18 protein-coding genes are annotated in these 15,024 nt (G+C 70.8%); 11 read left to right on the top strand and 7 right to left on the bottom strand.

All coding sequences use genetic code 11. The features are described 5' to 3' along the window. Window positions 1–13 precede the first annotated feature (13 nt). The 3 genes from F6W97_RS26450 (at window position 14) to F6W97_RS26440 (ending at window position 2,008) form a co-directional block, all read left to right on the top strand. Window positions 14–388 carry a MarR family winged helix-turn-helix transcriptional regulator gene (locus F6W97_RS26450; protein ID WP_155373223.1) on the top strand — a complete coding sequence of 125 codons (375 nt, stop codon included), beginning with the start codon at window positions 14–16 and terminating at the stop codon, window positions 386–388. Window positions 389–489: 101 nt separating this feature from the next. Further along, entirely contained in the window at window positions 490–846 is a 357-nt protein-coding gene (locus F6W97_RS26445) for a HesB/IscA family protein (RefSeq protein WP_155373517.1), read from the top strand. Window positions 847–1,033: 187 nt separating this feature from the next. Further along, window positions 1,034–2,008 (top strand): carbohydrate kinase family protein, encoded by a 975-nt coding sequence (locus F6W97_RS26440; RefSeq protein ID WP_155373222.1) that lies wholly within the window; start codon window positions 1,034–1,036, stop codon window positions 2,006–2,008. Window positions 2,009–2,163: 155 nt separating this feature from the next. Here the strand turns inward: F6W97_RS26440 and F6W97_RS26435 are convergent, their stop codons facing one another. Next, on the bottom strand, window positions 2,164–2,403 hold the full coding sequence (locus tag F6W97_RS26435; protein WP_155373221.1) for a sulfurtransferase TusA family protein: 240 nt from the start codon (window positions 2,401–2,403) through the stop codon (window positions 2,164–2,166). Further along, window positions 2,400–3,581 (bottom strand): cysteine desulfurase family protein, encoded by a 1,182-nt coding sequence (locus F6W97_RS26430; protein WP_230687005.1) that lies wholly within the window; start codon window positions 3,579–3,581, stop codon window positions 2,400–2,402. The genes F6W97_RS26435 and F6W97_RS26430 overlap by 4 nt, the downstream gene beginning before the upstream one ends. A 230-nt stretch (window positions 3,582–3,811) precedes the next feature. Here F6W97_RS26430 and ctaC point away from each other — a divergent pair, with 230 nt between their 5' ends. Beyond that, entirely contained in the window at window positions 3,812–4,645 is an 834-nt protein-coding gene (gene ctaC / locus F6W97_RS26425; RefSeq protein ID WP_155373515.1) for an aa3-type cytochrome oxidase subunit II, read from the top strand. Window positions 4,646–4,655: 10 nt separating this feature from the next. After that, window positions 4,656–5,081 (top strand): cytochrome c oxidase subunit 4, encoded by a 426-nt coding sequence (locus tag F6W97_RS26420; RefSeq protein WP_155373220.1) that lies wholly within the window; start codon window positions 4,656–4,658, stop codon window positions 5,079–5,081. Window positions 5,082–5,150: 69 nt separating this feature from the next. On the opposite strand, the gene trpD is transcribed toward F6W97_RS26420, so the two are convergent. From trpD to F6W97_RS26405, 3 genes are read right to left on the bottom strand one after another with little or no spacing between them, the layout of a single operon-like run. Continuing rightward, window positions 5,151–6,248, bottom strand: a complete 1,098-nt coding sequence (gene trpD, locus F6W97_RS26415) for an anthranilate phosphoribosyltransferase (RefSeq protein ID WP_155373219.1) — start codon at window positions 6,246–6,248, stop codon at window positions 5,151–5,153. 40 nt (window positions 6,249–6,288) lie between these two features. After that, a complete protein-coding gene (locus tag F6W97_RS26410; RefSeq protein WP_155373218.1) occupies window positions 6,289–6,684 on the bottom strand; it encodes a response regulator in 396 nt (131 codons plus the stop codon). After that, the gene (locus tag F6W97_RS26405) at window positions 6,681–7,697 is read right to left on the bottom strand and encodes a cytochrome c oxidase assembly protein (protein WP_155373217.1); all 1,017 of its coding nucleotides are present in this window, start codon (window positions 7,695–7,697) and stop codon (window positions 6,681–6,683) included. The genes F6W97_RS26410 and F6W97_RS26405 overlap by 4 nt, the downstream gene beginning before the upstream one ends. Before the next feature lie 108 nt (window positions 7,698–7,805). On the opposite strand from F6W97_RS26405, the gene ctaE reads away from it, so the two are divergent. The 6 genes from ctaE to F6W97_RS26375 all read left to right on the top strand — a co-directional run bounded on the left by ctaE (window position 7,806) and on the right by F6W97_RS26375 (window position 13,536). Then, window positions 7,806–8,411 (top strand): aa3-type cytochrome oxidase subunit III, encoded by a 606-nt coding sequence (ctaE, locus tag F6W97_RS26400; protein ID WP_155373216.1) that lies wholly within the window; start codon window positions 7,806–7,808, stop codon window positions 8,409–8,411. An 8-nt stretch (window positions 8,412–8,419) separates the two neighbouring features. Further along, entirely contained in the window at window positions 8,420–9,232 is an 813-nt protein-coding gene (gene qcrC / locus F6W97_RS26395) for a cytochrome bc1 complex diheme cytochrome c subunit (RefSeq protein ID WP_155373215.1), read from the top strand. Next, window positions 9,229–10,305: a cytochrome bc1 complex Rieske iron-sulfur subunit gene (gene qcrA, locus F6W97_RS26390; protein WP_155373214.1), complete on the top strand. Its 1,077-nt coding sequence runs from the start codon at window positions 9,229–9,231 to the stop codon at window positions 10,303–10,305. Before qcrC ends, qcrA begins: the two co-directional genes overlap by 4 nt. A gap of 2 nt (window positions 10,306–10,307) precedes the next feature. Then, window positions 10,308–11,894 (top strand): cytochrome bc1 complex cytochrome b subunit, encoded by a 1,587-nt coding sequence (qcrB, locus tag F6W97_RS26385; RefSeq protein ID WP_155373213.1) that lies wholly within the window; start codon window positions 10,308–10,310, stop codon window positions 11,892–11,894. Between the two features lie 168 nt (window positions 11,895–12,062). Beyond that, window positions 12,063–12,242 carry a hypothetical protein gene (locus F6W97_RS26380; RefSeq protein WP_155373212.1) on the top strand — a complete coding sequence of 60 codons (180 nt, stop codon included), beginning with the start codon at window positions 12,063–12,065 and terminating at the stop codon, window positions 12,240–12,242. Window positions 12,243–12,333: 91 nt separating this feature from the next. Next, window positions 12,334–13,536, top strand: a complete 1,203-nt coding sequence (locus tag F6W97_RS26375; RefSeq protein ID WP_230687004.1) for a cytochrome P450 — start codon at window positions 12,334–12,336, stop codon at window positions 13,534–13,536. Window positions 13,537–13,827: 291 nt separating this feature from the next. On the opposite strand, the gene F6W97_RS26370 is transcribed toward F6W97_RS26375, so the two are convergent. Continuing rightward, complete coding sequence (locus F6W97_RS26370) at window positions 13,828–14,661, bottom strand: alpha/beta hydrolase family protein (RefSeq protein ID WP_155373211.1); 834 nt, start codon at window positions 14,659–14,661, stop codon at window positions 13,828–13,830. 84 nt (window positions 14,662–14,745) lie between these two features. Continuing rightward, a complete protein-coding gene (locus F6W97_RS26365; RefSeq protein WP_144121539.1) occupies window positions 14,746–15,021 on the bottom strand; it encodes an Lrp/AsnC family transcriptional regulator in 276 nt (91 codons plus the stop codon). Between the last annotated feature and the right edge of the window lie 3 nt (window positions 15,022–15,024).

Genomic DNA, 15,024 nt, shown 5'->3' with positions numbered 1-15,024 from the left:
TTAGGCTCCGGTCATGCCCGACGAGGTGGCCGTGAAGGCGTGGCGAGAGCTGTCCCGGCAGTACGCGGCGCTCTCCTGCGCGCTGGAGAGCGCACTGCAGGACCGGCATCAGCTCGGCATGAGCGAGTTCGAGGTGCTGGACCGGCTGGTCGGCGCCCAAGACTGCACCGGCCTGCGGATGCAGGAGCTCGGCGAGCAGATCCACCTCAGCCAGAGCGCGCTGTCGCGCACGGTCGCCCGCCTGGAGAAGGACGGGCTGGTCGAGCGCAAGCTGTGCGCGTCCGACCGGCGCGGGGTGTTCGTGCACCCCACCGAGGCCGGGCGGGAACGGCACGCCGCGGCGCGGCCCACGCACCGCGAAGTCATCAACACCACACTGGGCGGATAGCCCGTGAGGCGCTCTGGGGAATCAAACCCCGGCGCGCTAGCGTTACGTCGAAGGATAATCAGCACTTCACCGCTTGGGAGCACCTCGTGACGACGCCCGACATCTCGACGCCCGACATCAAGACGGACGACGCCACCGGCATCAACCTCACCGAGGTAGCGGCCGGCAAGGTCAAGGCTCTGCTGGAGCAGGAGGGTCGCGACGACCTCCGGCTGCGGGTCGCCGTTCAGCCCGGTGGCTGCTCCGGCCTGCGCTACCAGCTCTTCTTCGACGAGCGCGAGCTCGACGGTGACATCGTCAAGGACTTCGGCGGTGTCGAGGTCGTCGTCGACCGGATGAGCGCGCCGTACCTCGCGGGCGCCACCGTCGACTTCGCCGACCGCATCGACGCCCAGGGCTTCACCATCGACAACCCGAACGCGGGCGGCTCGTGCGCCTGCGGCGACAGCTTCCACTGACGCGCAGCGGCAGTGGAAGCCGGTAGGCACAGTCACTGACCGGTGACCGACCCACCTGAGCTTCACCCGCCGCCCCGGTGTGGGCGACGACACAAGCGGCACTCCGGCCACGCCGGAGTGCCGCTGTCGTATGTGCGTCAACCGGTACGCTTTCCGCGCCCATCTTTCGCCGACCTGAAGGTCAACCATGAAGATCTGCGTTACCGGATCGATCGCCACGGATCACCTGATGCACTTCCCGGGCCGCTTCGCGGACCAGCTCATCGCCGACCAGCTGGACAAGGTCTCACTGTCGTTCCTGGTCGACGACCTCGTGATCCGGCGTGGCGGCGTGGCGGCGAACATGGCCTTCGGCATGGCCAAGCTCGGCCTGCGGCCGGTGCTGGTCGGCGCGGTCGGCGCGGACTTCGCCGACTACCGCTCGTGGCTGGAGCGCCACGGCGTCGACTGTGACTCGGTGCACGTCAGTGAGGTGGCGCACACCGCCCGTTTCGTCTGCACGACCGACGAGGACCTGTGCCAGGTCGCCTCGTTCTACGCCGGCGCCATGAGCGAGGCCCGCAACATCGAGCTGTCCCCGGTGCACCACCGCCTCGACGGCCTCGACCTGGTCATCGTCGGCGCGAACGACCCGGTGGCGATGGTGCGCCACTCCCAGGAGTGCCGCGACCGCGGGTACGCGTTCGCCGCGGACCCGTCGCAGCAGCTGGCCCGGATGGGCGGCGACGACGTGCTCAAGCTGATCGACGGCGCGGAGTACCTGCTCACCAACGAGTACGAGAACTCGCTGCTGGAGCAGAAGACCGGCCTGACCTCGGACGAGGTGCTGGACCGGGTCAAGGTGCGGGTCACCACGCTGGGCAAGAACGGCGTCCGGATCACCGGCCGCGGCTTCGCGCCGATCCACGTGCCGGTCGCCCGCGAGATCCAGGTGTACGACCCGACGGGTGTCGGCGACGGCTTCCGGGGCGGGTTCTTCGCCGCGCTGTCGTGGGGGCTTGGCCTGGAGCGGGCGGCGCAGGTCGGGTCGCTGCTGGCCACGCTGGTGCTGGAGACCGTCGGCACCCAGGAGTACGACGTCGAGCCGGACAATTTCCTCAAGCGCCTGGCCGAGTCCTACGGCGACGAGGCCGCCGCCGACATCCGCCCCCACCTGAACTGACCCGCCGGGCGTCGCTCCCGGTTTTACATAGACGTTGGCCTATCTGGATGAGTCTGATCGCAGATTTTTCATCCAGATAGGCCAACGTCTATTTTAGTCGCGGCGCGGCGCGGCGCGGCGCGGCGCGGGTGGGGCGGGGCGGCGCGGGCGGGGGGTCAGGTGAGGCGGCGGACGTCGAAGGCGGGGGAGCCGTCGGCGGAGGCCGCGCCGAGGTACTGCTGGGCGCGCATGCGGCACCAGGCCGGGATGTCCACGGCGGCGGCGGGGTCGTCGGCGAGCACCCGGACGACCGCGCCGACGGGCACCGTCGGCAGGTGCTTCGCGAGGGCGATGACCGGCAGGGGGCAGCGCTGGCCCAGGCAGTTCAACACGTCGACCGGGGTGTCCGGGTTCACATGCCCACCTCCGCCCGCAGCGCCGCGACGATGCCGGGCAGCTCGGCCAGGAACCGGTCCACCTGCTCGGCGGTGCTGTCGTGGTGCAGCGACAGCCGGATGTTGCCGTGCGTCAGCACGCCCATGGCGGCCAGCACATGGCTGGGCCGCAGCGTCGAGGACGTGCAGGCCGAGCCGGACGACACCGCGAAGCCGCGCCGGTCCAGGGCGGTGAGCAGCGCCTCGCCGTCGACGTACAGGCAGGAGAAGGTGACGATGTGCGGCAGCCGGTCGGCCGGGTCGCCCACGATCTCGACGTCGGGCACGGTCGCCGCGACGGTGGCGCGTACGTGGTCTACCAGGGCGGACAGTCGATTTGATTCCTGTGCCGCGGTCTCGTGCACGGCGTGCAGCGACGCCGCCGCGGCGAGGATCGCGGGCAGGTCGGGCGCGCCGGGGAAGCGGCCGGACTCCCGGTCGTCGGCGGGATAGGGCGACACCCAGCGGGTGCCCTTGCGCAGCACCAGCAGGCCCACCCCGGGCGGGCCGCCCCATTTGCGGGCCGAGCCGGTCAGCAGCGACCAGCCGTCCGGCACCGGCGCGCGGCCCAGTGACTGCGCCGCGTCGACGTAAAGCGGCACGCCGGCCTCGCGGCACGCCGCTGCGGCCGCGGCCACGGGCTGCACCGTGCCGACCTCGTGACTCGCGCTGATCAGTGCGGCGAGCGCCACGCCGGGCGCGGACACCTCCCGCGCCCAGGCGTCGAGGTCGATCCGGCCGACCAGGTCCACCGGCACCTCGGCCTCGGCGCCGCCGTCGCGCACGTGCCGTTCGCCGGCGTGCAGCACGGCCGAGTGCTCGATCGCCGAGCGGACCAGCGTCGACCCGGCGCGGCGGCGGCCGGCCAGTCCACCCAGGACGGCGGCGTGCGCCGCGGTGCTGCCGCTGCTGGTGAAGGCCACTTCGTCCGGGCGTACGCCCAGGACCTGCGCGAACGTGGCGCGCGCCGCGTCGAGCAGCAGTCGCGCCCGGCGGGCCTGGGTGTAGAGCTTGCCGGGGTCGGCCCAGCCGTCTTCGAGCGCGCCGAGCAGCGCCTCGCGGGCGGCCGGGTGCAGCGGCGTCGCGGTCGCCGCATCGAAATACGCGCCGCGGACGTTCTCGCCCTGATCGATTGGACCGGCCTGCCGGGGATCTCCCACCCCTCGACGGTATCGTGATCTAGCGGTGACGCACTCGTCGCCGTCTCCACGTTCCCGCGGACACGCCGGATCACCGGGCCGACCCCAGGCCCGGCCGGGGCCCCGGGGTGAAGTACTCTGCGACCGTCGGTCACGCCCCTCACCGGTGCGTCCGAAGGTGGCGCTGCTAAGGGAGGCAGGAGCAGGTGGTCGCAACACGAGCCCGCAGGCGAGCCGTCGGCTTGAGCGCGATGTCGGTGGTCCTGGTGACGCTGCTCGCCGGATGCAGCATCAACAACATCGGTGCTGCATTCGACGGATTCGGCTGGCCCGAGGGCGGCATCACCGAGCAGTCCGAGCGGATGTACGACCTGTGGGTCGGCTCGGTCGTCGCGGCGCTCGCGGTCGGCGTCTTCGTGTGGGGTCTGATCTTCTGGTGCGTGGCGGCCTACCGCCGCAAGCGCGGTGACGCGGACCTGCCCACGCAGACGCGGTTCAACCTGCCGATCGAGATCCTCTACACGGTGCTGCCGTTCCTGGTGATCGCGGTGCTGTTCTACTACACCGCCGTCGTGCAGACCGATGTGAACAAGCTGACCAAGAACCCGGACGCCACCGTCGAGGTCGTCGCGTTCAAGTGGAACTGGCAGTTCAACTACCTCTCCGGCCCTGGCGTCGACGCCGCGAAGGTGGAGAGCACGCCCGGTGACAGCAACTACATCCCGGTCGTGGTCATCCCCACCGGCAAGACGGTGCGTTTCATCGAGCACAGCAACGACGTCATCCACTCGTTCTGGGTGCCGGAGCTGCTGTTCAAGCGGGACGTGTTCCCCGGCAACGTGATCAACCAGTTCGAAGTGAACGTCATCGAGACGGGCAGCTACGTCGGCCGGTGCGCCGAGCTGTGCGGCACGTACCACTCGATGATGAACTTCGAGCTGCGGGCCGTGACGCCGGAGAAGTACGACCAGTTCGTGGCGGCACTGAAGTCGGGCAAGAGCACTCCCGAGGCGCTGACGGCGATCGGTGAGAACCCCTACGCCACGACGACGACGCCGTTCCCGACCCTGCGCACCGCGAACTGAGGCTGGAGACATGAAGACCGAATACCGCCTTTTCATCGGCGTCGCGGGATTCCTGATCGTCGCCGCGATCGTCTACGGCTGGTGGACGAACCTGTCCCTGGGCGGCATCGAGTGGATCGGCACCGTCGCACTGGTGCTGTCGTTCCTGCTGTGCTCGATGTGCGGCGGCTACTTCTGGTTCGTCTCGCGCCGCATCGACCCGCGCCCGGAGGACCGGCTCGACGCGGAGATCGCCGACGGTGCCGGTGAGCTGGGCTTCTTCAGCCCGGGCAGCTACTGGCCGTTCGGCATCGCGCTGTCGGCGCTGATCGCCTCGCTCGGCCTGGTGTTCTGGATGTGGTGGCTGATCGCCCTCGGCATCCTGTGCGTGCTGCTGTCCACCTCGGCGATGCTGTTCGAGTACTACACCGGCACCCGGCGCACCGCGGAGCACTGATTCCCTGAAGCAAATGAAACCGGCCCCCTCCGCATCGGAGGGGGCCGGTTTCATTCGTATGTCGTCGCGCTACTCGGCGTACTTCGCGGCGGCCGCGGCGGTGATCCAGCGCTCCAGGACGGCAGACGCCGCGCCGGAGTCGATCGCTTCGGCGGCGCGGCGCATGTTCGCGTGCAGCGCGTCGGTCAGCTCCTCGACGAGGGCGTCCGGGTCGGCGGGGCCCGCGCCCTTGGCCGCCCAGTCGTGGGCGGTCAGCCCGGCGGCGGTGTTGACCAGCACGGCGTCGCGCACCGCGCCGGTCTCCCCGCCGAGCAGGCGGCGCACCACCTCGGCGTTGAGCGACACGTCCCCGCCGCGCAGGTCGCCGGCGGCGGAACGGGCCACGCCGAGATCGGCGGAGTCGATGCGCAGCGGGGTCACCTGCCCGCCACGAGCCACCCAGACGCGTGTGGGGGCGGCGGTGGTGAACTCGTCCAGGCCGTCCTCGCCGCACAGCACCAGGACCGTGTCACCGCGGTCGGCGAACACCTGCGCCATGACGCCGGCCATCCGGGTGTCGGCGCAGCCGATCGCGCCGGCCCGGGGCCGGGCGGGATTGGTCAGCGGGCCGAGGAAGTTGAAAGCGGTGGGCACGCCCAGCTCGCGGCGTACCCCGCCGGCGTGGCGCAGGCCCTGGTGGAACGTCGCGGCGAAGCAGAACGTGATACCGGCTTCCTCGGCGACCGCGGCCACCTGCGCCGGGCTCAGGTCCAGCGGGATGCCGAGGAACTCCAGCACGTCGGCGGTGCCGCAGGACGAGGAGGCGGCGCGGTTGCCGTGCTTGACCACCCGGGCTCCGGCCCCGGCGGCCACGATGGCGGACATCGTCGAGATGTTGACGGTGTGCGCCTGGTCGCCGCCGGTGCCGACCACGTCCAGGGTGGCCGCGCGCTGCTCGTCGGTCTGCGGCAGCGGGGCCGCGTTGGACAGCATCGTCGCGACCAGGCCGGACACCTCACCGGCGGTCTCGCCCTTGGCCCGCAGCAGCAGCGCGAAGCCGGCGATCTGCGCCGGTGTCGCCACGCCCGACATGATCTCGCCCATGGCCCAGGCCGTGTCGTCCGGCGTGAGCTCCTCCCGGCGCAGCAGCGCGCCGAGCAGGTGGGGCCAGGTGTTCCGGTCGCCCATCGGGCCTCCAGGGGTGAAGGGCGTGGCGGCTGTGCTCGGGTCAGGCGGCCACGGGGGAGTCGTCGCGGAGCAGGGTGGAGATGACCTTCGCGGTCTCGAACGGGTCGAGCGGGTGCACCAGCGTCGCGTCGACGCGGGCGTACGCCGCCAGCCAGCGGTCGGCCGAGCGGGCGATGACGACGCAGCAGGGCGGGCACTCGTCGATCTCGTCCTTGAGCTGACGCGCCACGCCCAGGCCACCGCCCGGGGTCGCCTCGCCGTCCAGCACCAGCAGGTCGATCTCGTAGTCGTCCACCAGCTTGACGCACTCGCCGTAGGTGGACGCCTCGACGAACTCGACCTCGAGGTCGGGTGCCGGGTGCTCGCCGATGGCCAGTCGCATCCGGTCGCGGACCTGCGGGTCGTCGCTGTAGAGCAGGACGGTCTTGGTACTCATGCGCTCATCCTAAGCGGTGAAGTGATCTCGTGGTCGTGCGGTGCGCCGTCCGCGTCCACCTGCGCCGACCCGGCCGCTGCGGCGGCGTCGACGGCGGCCTGCGCGGCCTCCTCGCGGTCGAGCTGGCGGTCGATGCGGGCGGCCTCCTGGCGGGACTGCTTGATCCACTGGACGACGAGGACCGCGAGCATGGTGACCGAGACGAGCTCGCCGCCCGCCCACAGCACCCCGCCCGCGGTGACCTGGTCGGCCCAGGGGTCCATCCAGGACAGGTTCAGCGACGGATACCAGTCGCCGCCGAGGAGGGTCTTCTGCTGCATGATGGTGAGCCCGAGCACGGTGTGAAACGGGACACTCAACAGCATCAGCAGCGCGCGGGCCGGATACGGCCAGCGTCCCGGCAGCGGGTCGCGGCCCAGCAGGGGCCAGAAGAACAGGCAGCCGGTGGCGATGAAGTGCGCGTGCATGACTTCGTGCAGCCACTCGTGCCGCAGCGTCTGCTCGTACAGGCTGGTGAAATACAGCGCGAACGGGTTGGCCACGAAGATGCCGAACGCGACCAGCGGGAAGGCGAGCACCGCCGCGACCTTGCTGTGCAGCGCCGCCAGCAGCGTGCGGCGCGGACGGCCGGGCAGGGTGCGCAGGGCCAGCGTGACCGGCGCGCCGAGCGCCAGGAAGATCGGCGCGACCATGGACAGCGCCATGTGCTGCAGCATGTGCACCGACAGCAGCGTGGTGTCGTAGCCGCCGACGCCGCTCACCGTGACCAGGGCCAGCGTGCCCAGGCCGGGGCCGAGGAAGGCGATGGTGCGCCCGATCGGCCACCGGTCGCCGCGCACCCGCAGCCGGTGGGTGCCGTAGAGATAAAGCGCACCCGCCAGCAGCAGTCCGACCGCGAGCCACGAGTCGAGCCGCGCCCCGGTCACGAGCGTCTCCACCGTGAACGGGGGAGTCTCGGCGGTCAAGGTCGCAACGTTCGAGGTCAGCGCGGTGAAATGATCGACAGGCGGCACCACCCGAGGCTAGACCGTGCTCGGCGAACGCGGTCCGCCGGGTCACGACACGCCGCCAACCAGGCACCCCGACGCTCGCCGATGCAGGTAGGGGGCAATAATGACCGCGTGACTGCCGCCTCAGCCATCGACAAGAGCAGGATCCACTCCCTGACCAGGCCCAACATGGTCAGCGTCGGGACGATCGTGTGGCTCTCCAGCGAACTCATGTTCTTCGCCGCGCTTTTCGCGATGTTCTTCGCGATCCGCGCCGCGGACTACGACCAGTGGATCCAGCACTCCCACGTGCTCAATCTCCCGTACGCGCTGTTCTTCACGACGATCCTGGTGCTGTCTTCCATCACCTGCCAGATCGGCGTGCTGCGCGCGGAGCGGGGTGATGTGTACGGGCTGCGGCTCTGGTTCACCATCACGTTCCTGATGGGCCTGACGTTCGTGCTCGGCCAGGTGAACGAGTACATCACGCTGGTCGGCGAGGGTGTGAAGATCAACGCTGACGGCTACGGGTCGATGTTCTACCTGACCACCGGCTTCCACGGCCTGCACGTGACAGGCGGCCTGATCGCCTTCATCATCTACATGATCCGCACCACCATGGGCCGGTTCACGCCGGCGCAGGCAACCTCGGCGATCGTCGTGTCGTACTACTGGCACTTCGTCGACGTGGTCTGGATCGGCCTGTTCATCATGATCTACCTGCTGGAGCGGATGTGAGCTCGGCTATGACACCAGACACCCCACGCCTGGCGGCGGGCGCGCCCAAGCAGCGCAGCCGAGTACGCCGGCGACTGAACTCGGCGCTGCGCATGTTCGCCGCGCTGGTCTTCGCGGGCGGCATCTACGCGATCGTCGCGCCCGGCGGAGCCCAGGGCGCCGCCCCGCTCACCCCGGCCGCCGAGGCCGGCAAGGCGCTGTACGACGTGAGCTGCATCTCCTGCCACGGCGCGAACGCGCAGGGCGTGCCCGGCCGCGGTCCGAGCCTGATCGGCGTCGGCTCGGCGGCCGTGGAGTTCCAGGTGGAGACGGGCCGCATGCCGGCCGCCCGCCAGGAGGCCCAGGCGGAGCGCAAGGACCCGATGTTCACCAACGACCAGGCGCGCCAGCTCGGCGCCTTCATCCAGGAGCTGGGCGGCGGCCCGCAGCTCCCGGAGGGCGAGGACTTCGCGTCGAAGGGCAACATCGCCCGCGGTGGCCAGCTGTACCGGATCAACTGCTCGTCCTGCCATGCCTTCTCCGGCGGCGGCGGCGCGCTCTCCAGCGGCAAGTACGCGCCGAGCCTGGACCTGGCGACGGACCGGCAAATCTACGCAGCGATGCTGACCGGCCCGCAGAACATGCCCGTCTTCGGCGACAATGAGCTGGACCCGCAGGACAAGTTCGACATCATCGCCTACGTGCAGAGCCTGCAGACCGACAGCGACCCGGGTGGCTGGGGTCTCGGTCGGTTCGGCCCGGTCACCGAGGGCCTGGCGATCTTCCTGGTGGGTGTGGTGGCACTGGTTTTCGCAGCGCTGTGGATTGCAGGTAAGTCATGAGTGAGACGAACACCCAGGTGCGCGACGCCGCGGGCGTCGACGTGGCGAACCCGAACCTGACCCGGTTCGACATCGTGCGCGAGGGCGCGCGGCGGGACGGCGTGGAGATCGTCCACTACGAGCCGCAGTACCCCCCGGGTTCTGCGGGCGAGCGGCGGATGACCCGCATCGTCGCCTTCTTCTTCCTGCTCACCGGCATCATGTCGACCCTGTTCGTGGTCGCCTTCATCTGGTGGCCGTGGGAGTACGAGCTCGGCCCGCACGCCAGCAAGTACTACACCCCGATCCTCGGCCTGACCCTCGGCCTGGCCCTGGTCGGCGTCGGTCTGGGCGTGCTGACCTGGGGCAAGAAGCTGCTTCCGCACGAGATCGCGATCCAGGAGCGGCACGACGGCCCGTCCTCGCCGGAGGAGCAGAAGCTCACCGGCACCACGCTGCAGTTCATCGGCGACGAGATGGGCCTGGGCCGGCGTCCGATCCTGAAGTGGTCGCTGCTGGGCCTGGCCCCGCTGGGCCTGGCCGCCGCGGCCATCCCGATCGGCGCCCTGATCAAGGACCCGCACCACCCGGACATCCTGTTCAAGACCGGTTGGGCGGGCGCCACGCCGACCAACCCCATCCGCCTGCAGCACGACGACGGCACGCTGGTGCGGCCGGAGATGGTCAGCACCGGCGGTCAGATCACGGTGTTCCCGAACATCCCGGGCGGCTCCAGCAACCACTACGCCGACTCGCCGACGCTGCTGATCCACCTTCGGGAGGACGACGCGGCGAAGCTGAACGGCCAGCTCTACACGATCAACCAGGGCAGCACCTGGAGCAGCTTCGTGGCCTACTCGAAGATCTGCACCCACGCGGGTTGCCCGGCGAGCCTGTACGAGCAGCAGACCAACCGCCTGCTCTGCCCCTGCCACCAGTCCCAGTTCCTCATCACCGACAACGCCCGGCCGATCTTCGGCCCGGCGACGCGGTCCCTGCCCATGCTGCCCATCAGCGTGGACAAGGAGGGCTTCCTCGTGGCGACCGGCGACTACAAGGTGCCGGTCGGGCCGGCGTTCTGGGAGAAGGACTGACCATGAAGCGTCGCAAGGTTGACCTGAAAGCCCTCCCGGGCAAGTCCGCGCAGGAGGTGGACACCCGGCTGCCCGTGGCGACCCCGCTGCGCGGCGTGCTGAACAAGGTGTTCCCCGACCACTGGTCGTTCCTGCTCGGCGAGATCGCGCTGTTCTCGTTCATCATCCTGCTGCTGACCGGCACGTTCCTCGCGCTGTTCTTCGAGCCCTCGCTGCAGGAGGTGCACTACGACGGCTCGTACCTGCCGTTGCAGGGCGTGGAGATGTCGCGGGCGTACGAGACGGCGCTGGACCTGTCGTTCGACGTGCGCGGCGGCCTGATCATGCGGCAGATGCACCACTGGGCGGCGCTGCTGTTCATGGCCGCGATCGTGGTGCACATGTTCCGGATCTTCATGACCGGCGCGTTCCGCAAGCCGCGTGAGATCAACTGGATCATCGGCCTGAGCATGTTCTGGCTGGGCTTCACCGAGGGCTTCGCCGGCTACTCGCTGCCCGACGACGCGCTGTCCGGCACCGGCCTGCGCATCGCCTCGGCGATCATGCTGTCCATCCCGGTGATCGGCTCCTGGGTGACCACGTCGCTGTTCGGCGGCGAGTTCCCCGGCGAGATCATCCTGTCCCGCCTGTACATCCTGCACGTGTTCCTGCTGCCGCTGATCCTGCTCGCGCTGGTCTCCATCCACGTGGGCCTGGTCTTCGTGCAGAAGCACACGCAGTGGCCGGGTCCGGGCCGCACCAACAAGAACGTCGTCGGCGAGCGCATGTTCCCGCGGTACGCGATCAAGCAGGGCGGCTTCTTCATGCTCGTCTTCGCGATCATCGCGCTGATGGGCGGCCTGTTCCAGATCAACCCGATCTGGCTGTTCGGCCCGTACGAGGCCGCGGTGGTCTCCGCGGGCAGCCAGCCCGACTGGTACGTCATGTTCCTCGACGGCTCGACCCGTCTGATGCCCGCCTGGGACATCAGGTTCCTCGGTTACAACATCCCGCCGCTGTTCTGGCCGACCGTGGTGCTCCCGGGCATCCTGTCGGTGCTGCCGATGGCGTATCCGTGGATCGAGGCGCGCTGGAAGAAGGACTACGCGTCGCACAACCTGCTGCAGCGCCCGCGTGACGTGCCGGACCGCACCGGTCTGGCCGCCATGGCCGGCGCGTTCTACCTGGTGCTGACGATCTCCGGCGGCAACGACATCGTCGCCGACAAGTTCCACATCAGCCTGAACGCGATGACCTGGGCGGGCCGCATCGGCCTGCTGGTCCTGCCGCCGCTGGCGTACTACTTCGCGCGCCGTCTTGCGCTGGGCCTCCAGCAGCACGACCGCGAGGTGCTCGCCCACGGCGTCGAGACCGGCATCATCAAGCGGCTGCCGGACGGCCGGTTCGTCGAGGTGCACCAGCCGCTGGTCGCCCCCGACGAGCACGGCCACACCGACCTGCCGTACGTGGGCTGGACGGTGCCGAAGAAGATGAACCGCCTCGGCGCGCTGGGGCCGGCCATCCGCGGCTTCTTCCGGCCGATCGAGCAGTCGGCGCCGCCGAAGCAGGAGGAGCAGCCGCGCGAGGAAGTCACGAGCGGCAAGCCCTGACCTGGCAACGGTTCGCCTGACGAAGGGCGCTCACCCGAGGGTGGGCGCCCTTCGCCGTGTCCGTATCCCGGTAAGCACTGTCACACAGGCCCCGACGACGCACGCGACAGATCTTGGAGCACGGCCATGGCATAGTCGTGGCGCATTCGACGTTCCAGGAGGCAGTACATGATCACGGCAGAGCACGCGGGCAAGCGCGACCCCAGGACCGCCCCGGCCGCACGCCGGCCCGCCGCCACCGGCCTCGCCCGGCACGCCGTCTTCAACGGCGCATGGACCACGGCCTGCTGCGCTTCGGTCCACACCGGGCCGGGCTGCACGCCGATGTCGCTGACGCCCAACGACTAGCAGGTCGGGCCGTCCGCGGCCGCTGCTCGGCGGTCTGGTCGCCCCCGCGTCGTAGTCTTCCCCCATACGGCGGCGGCGCAGGGGAGCGGCGATGCAGAACGCACTGGCGGCGATGCAGGCACTGGCCACGGCCGAGGGCCGGGCTGATCCGTACCCGCACTACGAGCGGCTGCGGTCGGCGGGCCCGGTGGTGCCGCTGGGCGAAGGGTTCGCCGTCGTCACCGGCCATGCCGAGGCCGACCAGGTGCTGCGGGACGCCTCGTTCCGGGTCACCGACGCCGTCGCGCTGGACCGGGCGATGCCCGGCTGGCGCACCGTCGGCTCCTGGCAGTGGCTGAGCCGCACCATGCTGTGGCGCAACGCGCCCGACCACACCCGGCTGCGGCGCCTGGCGGGCTCGGCGTTCACCGCCCGGCGCGTCGCGGCGCTGCGCGCCGACGTCACCACGCTCGCCGACGAGCTGATCGAGCCCATCGCGGCGGCCGCCGGGCCGGTGGACTTCATGGACACGCTGGCGTACCCGCTGCCGGTGTCGGTGATCTGCGCCCTGCTCGGCGTGCCCGCCGCCGACCGGGACTGGTTCCGGCCGCGGGCGCAGGACCTGACCCTGGCCCTGGAGGTGTTCGCCGGCGACCCGCAGGAGCTGGCCCGCGCCGACGCCGCGAGCGAGGAGCTGTCGGAGTACTTCGTCGACCTGCTAGCGCGGCGGCAGCGCGAACCCGGCGACGACATGATCAGCGACCTGCTCGCGGCGGGCGCGGCCGGGCGGATCGGCGGGGCGGAGCTCGTCGCGCACCTGGTGCTGCTGCTGGTGGCGGGCTTCGAGACGACCACCAACCTGCTCGGCAACGGTCTGGCCATGCTGCTCGACCGGCCCGAGCACCTGGCCCGGCTGCGCGACGACCCGGCGCTCACCGAGGCGTACGTCGAGGAGATGCTGCGCCTCGACCCGCCGGTGCAGGTGACCTCGCGGTACGCCGGGCAGGACACCGAGCTGGCCGGGGTGGCGCTGCCCGCGGGCACGGAGGTGCTGGTGGTGCTCGCCGCGACGAGCCGGGACCCGCGCCGCTTCGCCGCCCCGGCAGACTTCCTGCCGGACCGGCCGCCTGTGCCGTCACTGTCCTTCGGCGCGGGCGCGCACTACTGCCTCGGCGCACCGCTGGCCCGGCTGGAGGCGCAGGTCGCGTTCCCGCTGCTCCTGGAACGGCTGCCGCACCTGCGCTCCGCAGGCGTCCCGACCCGCCGCGACCGCCTCGGCTTCCGTGGCTACGCAACCCTGCCGATCACGGCCTGACGGCCCGCCGTCCACCCCCGGCATGGCCTGACGGTCCGCCGTCCGCCCCAGCATGGCCTGACGGTCCGCCGACCGGCCCCGGCATGGCCTGACGGTCCGCCCGGTGGCGGTCCCGCGCATCAGCCGGCCATCCAGACCCCGGCCGCCCGAGGGCCCGCCCCATGATCGTCAGACTTGCCGGGCACCTGTGCGTATCTTGAGCCCGCATTCGCCCAGGTGCCTGGCAAGTCGAAAGACCTTGGTGCGGATCCCGCCCGGCTCGGTCGCGCCCAGCGAGGGCCGCGGGGGCGGTCAGTGGCGGATCGGCAGCCAGCCGGTGATACGGGGCGCGAGCGCGGTGCCGGCCTTGACCCACTTGAAGTGATCCAGGGGAGCGGCCGCGTCGGCGGTCGTGAGGTGGTCGCGCTGGACCTTCGCCCCGGTCAGGGCTGCGACGAGGTGGTCGGTGGTCTCCGGCGGGGTGTACTGGTCGTCGTCGACGCTGATCGCGAGCACCGGCAGGTCCACCTGCGACAGACCGGGCTCGGCGCCCAGGTGGGCGGGGAACCGGCCGTGGCGGGCCGTGTAAGCCCAGTCCTTGATGAGGCCGCGGGCCTGGCGGCCGCCGAAGCCCCAGCCGGGCCAGACCCGCAGCACGGCGGAGACGGCGTTGACGAACTGCGTCATGGCGAGCACGCCCAGCCGCTGCCGCGGGTAGGTGCGCCAGTACGGCAGCCCGACCGCGATCAGGACCAGCCCGTCCACGCTGTGCCCGGCCCCGCGGGCGGCCTCGCGGGCCAGGTGCAGCACGCAGGCCTGCCCGCCGAGGGAGTGTCCGAGCAGGACCGTGCGCCGTCCGGCGCGGTGTTCGGCCAGCGCGTCGAGCACCGCGGCGACGTCGTCGGCGAGCTCGGGGTAGCCGTACCGGCTGCGCCGGCTGGGCGCCGGCGTGCTGGCGCCGGTGCCGCGCAGGTCGGCCACCGCGACGCCGAGGCCCGCCTCGTTGAGGGAGTGCGCGAAGCGGGTGTAGTAGCCGGCCGGCACGCCCATCGCGGGGAAGATGACGACCAGGGGCGCGTCGGGGGCCTGCGCCGGGTGGAGCTGTACGCCGAGCCGGTCGCTGCCGCGGTCCACGGTGAGCTGCATGGCAGCAGCCTAGACCGCGACGTTACTCGCAAGTAAGAACCGCGGAGTGTGACGCAGGCCGCTCGACCGGGTCACCCTCGCCGCTCAGAAGCCGATGGCGAACGCCTGCTCCAGGTCGTGGCGCGAGTACGAGCGGAACGCGATGTGCGTGTCGGTGTTCAGCACTCCCGGCACCTTCGAGATGCCGCCCGCGATGACCTCCGCGATGTGGTCGAACTCGCGTACCCGGATGATGGCGATCAGGTCGACGCCGCCCGCGACGGAGTACACCTCGCTGACGCCCTCCAGGTTGGCCAGCTCCTCGGCGACCTCCGGGATCGCGTCGGTCGCGCAGTCGATGAGAACGATCGCTGTGATCACCGG

The organism is Catellatospora vulcania, assembly GCF_009720385.1.
In the GTDB taxonomy this organism is placed as follows: Bacteria; Actinomycetota; Actinomycetes; order Mycobacteriales; family Micromonosporaceae; genus Catellatospora; species Catellatospora vulcania.
This window is presented reverse-complemented; position numbering and strand designations above follow the sequence as displayed.